Annotated in this window: 1 rRNA gene; it reads left to right on the top strand. The window is 45.6% G+C overall.

The features are described 5' to 3' along the window. Nucleotides 1-352: 352 nt before the first annotated feature. A 16S ribosomal RNA gene (locus A6013_RS23540) occupies nt 353-1,653 on the top strand; the annotation flags it as partial.

Raw genomic sequence — 1,653 nt, 5'->3', positions numbered from 1 at the left:
TTAACAATTGTAATTTCTTTAAGTTCGATTTTTAGAATGAGAGCGTTCAGAATGGATAGTAAAGGTGTAATTTTTACTGTTGTTAAGCAGTTTGAAAGCCTGTATAGTATTTATTTGTTGAGTCAAACAACACAACTCAACTTAAGAAATAACTATAAWAACAATATARAATAAATAAAGTAATCGTTCAAAAAGTTATTGACTTCAATAATTTAATGAAGTACAATAAAAGAGATTGAACATTAATGAACATTGAAAACTGAATGACAATATGTCAACGTTAATTCCAAAAAACGTAACTATAAGTTACAAACATTATTTAGTATTTATGAGCTAATCAAACATCATAATTTTTATGGAGAGTTTGATCCTGGCTCAGGATGAACGCTGGCGGCGTGCCKAATACATGCAAGTCGAGCGAACGGACGAGAAGCTTGCTTCTCTGATGTTAGCGGCGGACGGGTGAGTAACACGTGGATAACCTACCTATAAGACTGGGATAACTTCGGGAAACCGGAGCWAATACCGGATAATATTTTGAACCGCATGGTTCAAAAGTGAAAGACGGTCTTGCTGTCACTTATAGATGGATCCGCGCTGCATTAGCTAGTTGGTAAGGTAACGGCTTACCAAGGCAACGATRCRTAGCCGACCTGAGAGGGTGATCGGCCACACTGGAACTGAGACACGGTCCAGACTCCTACGGGAGGCAGCAGTAGGGAATCTTCCGCAATGGGCGAAAGCCTGACGGAGCAACGCCGCGTGAGTGATGAAGGTCTTCGGATCGTAAAACTCTGTTATTAGGGAAGAACAWATGTGTAAGTAACTGTGCACRTCTTGACGGTACCTAATCAGAAAGCCACGGCTAACTACGTGCCAGCAGCCGCGGTAATACGTAGGTGGCAAGCGTTATCCGGAATTATTGGGCGTAAAGCGCGCGTAGGCGGTTTTTTAAGTCTGATGTGAAAGCCCACGGCTCAACCGTGGAGGGTCATTGGAAACTGGAAAACTTGAGTGCAGAAGAGGAAAGTGGAATTCCATGTGTAGCGGTGAAATGCGCAGAGATATGGAGGAACACCAGTGGCGAAGGCGACTTTCTGGTCTGTAACTGACGCTGATGTGCGAAAGCGTGGGGATCAAACAGGATTAGATACCCTGGTAGTCCACGCCGTAAACGATGAGTGCTAAGTGTTAGGGGGTTTCCGCCCCTTAGTGCTGCAGCTAACGCATTAAGCACTCCGCCTGGGGAGTACGACCGCAAGGTTGAAACTCAAAGGAATTGACGGGGACCCGCWCAAGCGGTGGAGCATGTGGTTTAATYCGAAGCAACGCGAAGAACCTTACCAARTCTTGACATCCTTTGACAACTCTAGASATAGAGCCTTCCCCTTCGGGGGACAAAGTGACAGGTGGTGCMTGGTTGTCGTCAGCTCGTGTCGTGAGATGTTGGGTTAAGTCCCGCAACGAGCGCAACCCTTAAGCTTAGTTGCCATCATTAAGTTGGGCACTCTAAGTTGACTGCCGGTGACAAACCGGAGGAAGGTGGGGATGACGGCAAATCATCATGCCCCTTATGATTTGGGCTACACACGTGCTACAATGGACAATACAAAGGGCAGCGAAACCGCGAGGTCAAGCAAATCCCATAAAGTT

This window comes from Enterobacter sp. IF2SW-B1, from assembly GCF_001743375.1.
Classification (GTDB): Bacteria; Pseudomonadota; Gammaproteobacteria; order Enterobacterales; family Enterobacteriaceae; genus Enterobacter; species Enterobacter bugandensis.
This window is presented reverse-complemented; position numbering and strand designations above follow the sequence as displayed.